This window comes from Kribbella sp., assembly GCF_035687465.1.
GTDB lineage: Bacteria > Actinomycetota > Actinomycetes > Propionibacteriales > Kribbellaceae > Kribbella.
In genome coordinates, this window is sequence record NZ_DASRXP010000622.1 from 1 (window position 1) to 5,296 (window position 5,296).

General features: G+C 68.1%; 5 protein-coding genes and 2 pseudogenes. 5 read left to right on the forward strand and 2 right to left on the reverse strand.

Translation table 11 applies throughout. The annotated features are described in order from the left end of the window. A pseudogene (locus VFG33_RS32895) lies at positions 1–265 on the reverse strand (threonine/serine ThrE exporter family protein); the annotation flags it as partial. Between the two features lie 307 nt (positions 266–572). Between VFG33_RS32895 and VFG33_RS32900 the strand changes: the two are divergent. From VFG33_RS32900 to VFG33_RS32915, 4 genes are read left to right on the forward strand one after another with little or no spacing between them, the layout of a single operon-like run. Beyond that, entirely contained in the window at positions 573–1,736 is a 1,164-nt protein-coding gene (locus VFG33_RS32900) for a Gfo/Idh/MocA family protein (protein ID WP_325056899.1), read from the forward strand. Next, entirely contained in the window at positions 1,733–2,926 is a 1,194-nt protein-coding gene (locus tag VFG33_RS32905; protein ID WP_325056900.1) for a dihydrodipicolinate synthase family protein, read from the forward strand. Before VFG33_RS32900 ends, VFG33_RS32905 begins: the two co-directional genes overlap by 4 nt. Further along, a complete protein-coding gene (locus VFG33_RS32910) occupies positions 2,923–3,738 on the forward strand; it encodes a sugar phosphate isomerase/epimerase family protein (protein WP_325056901.1) in 816 nt (271 codons plus the stop codon). The genes VFG33_RS32905 and VFG33_RS32910 overlap by 4 nt, the downstream gene beginning before the upstream one ends. Before the next feature lie 27 nt (positions 3,739–3,765). Further along, entirely contained in the window at positions 3,766–4,524 is a 759-nt protein-coding gene (locus VFG33_RS32915) for a sugar phosphate isomerase/epimerase family protein (RefSeq protein WP_325056902.1), read from the forward strand. Positions 4,525–4,531: 7 nt separating this feature from the next. On the opposite strand, the gene VFG33_RS32920 is transcribed toward VFG33_RS32915, so the two are convergent. Next, complete coding sequence (locus VFG33_RS32920; protein WP_325056903.1) at positions 4,532–4,891, reverse strand: hypothetical protein; 360 nt, start codon at positions 4,889–4,891, stop codon at positions 4,532–4,534. Positions 4,892–5,080: 189 nt separating this feature from the next. Between VFG33_RS32920 and VFG33_RS32925 the strand changes: the two are divergent. Further along, a pseudogene (locus tag VFG33_RS32925) lies at positions 5,081–5,296 on the forward strand (diguanylate cyclase domain-containing protein); the annotation flags it as partial.

A 5,296-nucleotide genomic window follows, 5' to 3' on the forward strand; every position in this document is an offset into this window, starting at 1 on the left:
GGAGACCACCGGCCGCGGTGACGGCGAGGATTGTCGCCGTGGCATCGGCGGTACCGGCGCCGCTGGACAGCACGACCTCGCCGATCCGGAGCGCCAGATCCATCGTCCGGTAGAGCTCCCGCTGCTCGTCCCGCCCCCGCCGATCATCACCCCGCCGCTCCCGCCCCCGCCGCTCCACGCCCGGCTGATCGGCTTGCTCCGGGCCGGTGCCCGGGAGCTGCTCAGGGGTGGGCTCATCCTGTTGTGCGTGGTCGGTGGACCGCATGGGCTCCTGGGATGCGGCCGGGGGTCCGTTGTCTTCGACCACTGTGCTCCTCTCGTCTGGTGTGCCGACGCTAACGCTCATCGTGGCGCCGTACCCCATCCGCCCAGGGCGACGCTGCGGCGGCGAGCCGGTGCAACCGTTTTCCGGTCTCCCCGGGTTACAGGTTGACTCGCCGTGACGGCCCACCTAAGGTTGCCGTCACAGCCTTGGAAAGCCCTTTCCCAGGCTCCACGAAGAGCCCGCAGTCGCCGGACCGGCGTACGAGCACCGCCCCGACAAAGAGCAGCGCCGAAGAGAGGCAACGACAGTGAACGAGCGACGCGTCGGCATCGTGATGAACGGCGTCACCGGCCGGATGGGCCTGCGCCAGCACCTGGAGCGGTCCATCGTGGCGATCCGCGAGCAGGGCGGCATCCAGGCCGCCGACGGGACGGTGATCATCCCCGACCCGATCCTGGTCGGCCGCAACGAGCTCAAGCTGCGGCGGATCGCGGACCAGTACGGGCTGACCCGCTGGACCACCGACCTGTCCGAGGCGCTCGCCGAGCCCGACGTCGAGATCTACTTCGACTCCCAGCTCACCCAACTCCGGGAGAAGGGCGTCCGGGCCGCGGTCGAGGCCGGCAAGGCGATCTACTGCGAGAAGCCGATCGCGGAGGGACTCGACGCCGCGATCGCCCTGGCCACGCTGGTCCGCGACTCCGGGCTGAAGAACGGCGTCGTCCAGGACAAGCTGTCGCTGCCCGGCCTGCGCAAACTGAAGCGACTCGTCGACGGCGGCTTCTTCGGCCAGATCCTCTCGGTGCGCGGCGAGTTCGGCTACTGGGTCTTCGAGGGCGATTGGCAGGAGGCGCAGCGCCCGGCCTGGAACTACAAGCAGGAAGAAGGCGGCGGCATCATCGTCGACATGTTCTGCCACTGGCGGTACGTGCTCGACCAGATCTTCGCCCCGGTCAAGACGGTCTACTGCCAGGGCGCCACGCACATCCCGACCCGGTATGACGAGCAGGGCCGCCCGTACGACGCGACCGCGGAGGACGCGGCGTACGGCGTGTTCGAACTGGAGGGCGGGATCATCGCCCAGCTGAACTCGTCGTGGGCCACCCGGGTGTTCCGCGACGAGCTCGTCGAGTTCCAGGTGGACGGCACGGAGGGGTCCGCGGTCGCGGGGCTCCGGAACTGCCGGGCGCAGCACCGTTCGGCGACGCCCAAGCCGGTGTGGAACCCGGACCTGCCGGCCACGGAGCCGTTCCGGAACCAGTGGGCTGACGTGCCGGACAACGAGGTGTTCGACAACGGGTTCAAGGTGCAGTGGGAGATGTTCCTCCGGCACGTTGTGGAGGATGCGCCCTTCACCTGGGACTTCGTCGAGGGCGTCAAGGGTGTGCAGCTCGCGGAGCTCGGGCTGCAGTCGTGGCGCGAGGGTCGCAAGCTGGAGGTTCCCGCGCTCGGTCTTGAGGAACCGGTATGACGCTGTCGCTGCGGCTACCGCTCGACGGCAAGCTGGAGACGTATCACCTGATCGGCGAACCGGTTGCCCACGGCACCTATCAACCTGCCCGCAGCCGGCTCGCCTTCGCGGCCGCCCATGTGGTGGCGGATCCCCTCGGGGACAACTCGCCCGGTGCGCCCGCGGTGATCGATTGGGACCACACACTGGAGTTCCGCAGGCATCTGTGGTCGCTCGGGCTGTCGGTGGCCGAGGCGATGGACACCGCCCAACGAGGCATGGGCCTCGACTGGCCCGCCACCCAAGAACTGATCCGCCGCTCCGCAGCCGAGGCACCACTCCGCTCCTCCGTCGTAGGGAGTGCGGGGGGCGCGGGTGAGAAGCAGATTGCTGTGGGGGTGGGGACCGATCAGTTGCCGGCTGGGGTGCATCCGTTGGATGCGGTGATCGCGGCGTACGAGGAGCAACTGGCGGTGGCCGAGGAGGTCGGCGCGCAGCCGATCCTGATGGCCAGCCGGGCGTTGTGCGCGGCCGCCGGATCGCCGGACGACTATCGCAAGGTCTACGACAGGCTGCTGAGCCAGTCGTCGCGGCCGGTGATCCTGCACTGGCTGGGGTCGATGTTCGACCCCGCCCTGGAGGGCTACTGGGGCAGCGACTCGCTGGACACCGCGGCCGATGTGGTCGTCGAGCTGATCAACGAGAACGCGGCCCATGTGGACGGCATCAAGGTCTCCTTGCTCGACGCCTCGAAGGAAGTTGCCCTGCGCAACCGCCTGCCCGAGGGTGTCCGGCTCTACACCGGGGACGACTTCAACTACCCATCGCTCATCCGTGGTGACGGCGAGCGCTACAGCGATGCCCTACTCGGGATCTTCGCCGCGATCGCCCCCGCTGCCGCAGCCGCCCTGAAGGCGCTCGATGACAGGGAACTGACGAAGTACGAGGAGATCTTCGCGCCGACGGTGCCGCTGGCCCGGCAGATCTTCTCGGCGCCGACGTTGTACTACAAGACCGGAATCGCCTTCCTGGCTTGGCTGAACGGACACCAGCCCGGGTTCGGCATGGTGGGCGGGCTGCAGACCGGGCGATCCCTGCCGCACCTCGCGGAGACGTTCCGCCTGGCCGACGCGGCCGGAGTACTGGCTCGTCCGGAGTTTGCGGTGGATCGCTTCCGCAAGCTGCTCGTCGTTGGTGGTGTCGACGCGTGAACCGCTACAGCCTGAACCAGGCGACCACGAAGTACTGGTCGCTGGAAGAGGTCGTTGCCGCGAGCGCCGAAGCAGGGTTGTCGTGGATCGGGCTTTGGCGCGAGCCGATCCAGGAGTACGGCGTGGAGCGGTCGGCGAAGCTGGTCGCGGATGCCGGGTTGCGGGTTTCGTCCTTGTGCAGAAGCGGATTCTTCACCGCCACCGATGCGGCCGAGCGGCGTACGAGGATCGACGACAACCGTCGCGCGATCGACGAGGCGGCCACGGTCGGGACCGGCGTACTGATTCTCGTCAGTGGTGGACTGCCTACTGGCTCGCGAGACATCGACGGCGCGCGGGAGATGGTGCGCGACGGGCTGGCCGAGCTGGCGCCGTACGCGGAAGAGCGGGGGGTTCGGCTGGCTGTCGAGGCTCTGCATCCGATGTTCTGCTCGGATCGTTGCGTGGTGTCGTCGCTGGGTGGGGCCCTCGATCTCGCAGAGCAGTTCCCCGCCTCGCAGGTCGGCGTGGTCGTGGATGCCTACCACCTGTGGTGGGACGCGGAGCTCTACCGGCAGATCGAACGCGCCGGTGACCGGATCTGCTCCTACCAGGTGAGCGACTGGGTGGTCCCCTTGCCGGCCGACACCCTGCTCGGGCGCGGCATGATGGGTGACGGGTCGATCGAGCTGCGGCGGATGCGCGAAGCCTGCGACGCGGCCGGGTACGACGGACCAGTGGAGGTCGAGATCTTCAACCAGGACTTGTGGAACGCCCCTGGCCAGGAGGTCTTCGACCTTGCGCTGGCCAGCTACCGCGAACACGTTGCCTGAAACCCTAGTGAAGGAGCGCACTACCTTATGAGCGACCGGAGCATCCCCGCTGACGGCATCGGCATGCACCTGTACACGATGCGCGAGCCGCTGGCCGAGGACTATCCAGGCACCCTGAAGCGGCTGGCCGCGATCGGCTACCGGACCGTCGGGGTGAGCGGCCGGTTCGGGCACTCCGCGGAGAAGATCCGAGCCTTCGCCGACGAGGCCGACCTCCAGATCGTGCTCGAGCATGTCGGGTACACGCGGCTGACAGACGACTGGGAGGGCGCGATGGCGGACGTCAAGACGCTCGGCGGGAAGTGGATCGTGGTCCCGTCGCTGCCTCCCGAACTGCGGACGCTCGACGGCTTCCGGGAGGCTGCCGCCGCCTTCAATGTGGCCGGGCGGGCGGCACAGGCGGAGGGGCTGCAGCTGCTCTTCCACAACCACGGGCACGACTTCGACGAGGTCGACGGCCAGGTCCTGTTCGACATCCTGCTCGACGAGGTCGAGCCGGAACTGCTCGGCTTCGAGCTCGATCTGTACTGGGTGGTCAACGGCGGTAAGGACCCGATCGACTACTTCGAGGGTCACCCGGGCCGGTTCCCCGCTCTGCATGTCAAGGACATGGCCGAGGACGGGTCCTGGGAGGACGTCGGAGCCGGTCGGCTCGACTTCCCGGCGATGTTCGCGCACGCGGAGCGGGGCGGCGTACAGCAGTGGCTGGTCGAGCACGACGCACCGACCGACGCGTGGGTCTCGGCGGAAACCAGCTACCGATCCCTGGCCGGAATGCGCTACTGAGGCGTCCTCAGACGTATTGGTTGTCTTGGCCGATGCTGGTCCTGCATCGCAGGTTGCCCTCCGACTGCGAGTAGACGCACACCGTCATGAGTGCCCTCGCCACCGCCTTGGCGGCGCTGAACCTGATGTCTCCGAAATTGGTGCCGTCCTGGCCGCAGCCATTGTTGTCCGCCCGCCAGGCTCCGTAACCGCGAGTTCCGTCGGCGTAGATCCACTCCGGGCGGGCCCGCACCGGAAGGCCGTCACCGGGACACACGTCCTGCACCGTGAAGTCCCGCCAGACGACGACGGTCCGGCTGACTGAACCGTTCCTGTCGCGTCGCTGCCCGTACCGCACCCGTACGCGGTACTGACCGCTCGAAGGCATATGGTCGTCACTGTTAGCCAGTGGTCGACTACCGTCCGGTGTACTGTGCGGTCGCCATCGGCGTGTCGGACCAGGTGGTCCGGCTGGTCCGATCTGTCACTCTGTTAAGGGGCCCTCACGCGGCGGGGTCCCGTGAGGCCGCCGATGCCGTGCCGGAGTGTCGCAGTGCAGAACGAGCCCACTGTGCGGATGACCGCCGTGCGCCGTCTCTATGAGGTGAGTGCGCGGATGGGTGCGGGGCGCAGCCTGGCCGAAACCCTGCAGGCCGTGGTCGACGGAGTGGTGGACGGTCTCGGGTTCGGGATCGCGGTCCTGAATCTGCGCCATCCGGACGGCAAGTTCGAGGTGATCGCCGTCGCTGGTTCGCCCGAGGCGAAGGAAGCTTTGCTGGGCACGATCAGCGCG

Excerpts from the sequence above, each read along its gene's own strand:
- VFG33_RS32915 (WP_325056902.1), top strand. The coding sequence starts at position 3,766 with ATGAGCGACCGGAGCATCCCCGCTGACGGCATCGGCATGCACCTGTAC.
- VFG33_RS32920 (WP_325056903.1), bottom strand. The coding sequence starts at position 4,891 with ATGCCTTCGAGCGGTCAGTACCGCGTACGGGTGCGGTACGGGCAGCGA.
- VFG33_RS32905 (WP_325056900.1), top strand. The coding sequence starts at position 1,733 with ATGACGCTGTCGCTGCGGCTACCGCTCGACGGCAAGCTGGAGACGTAT.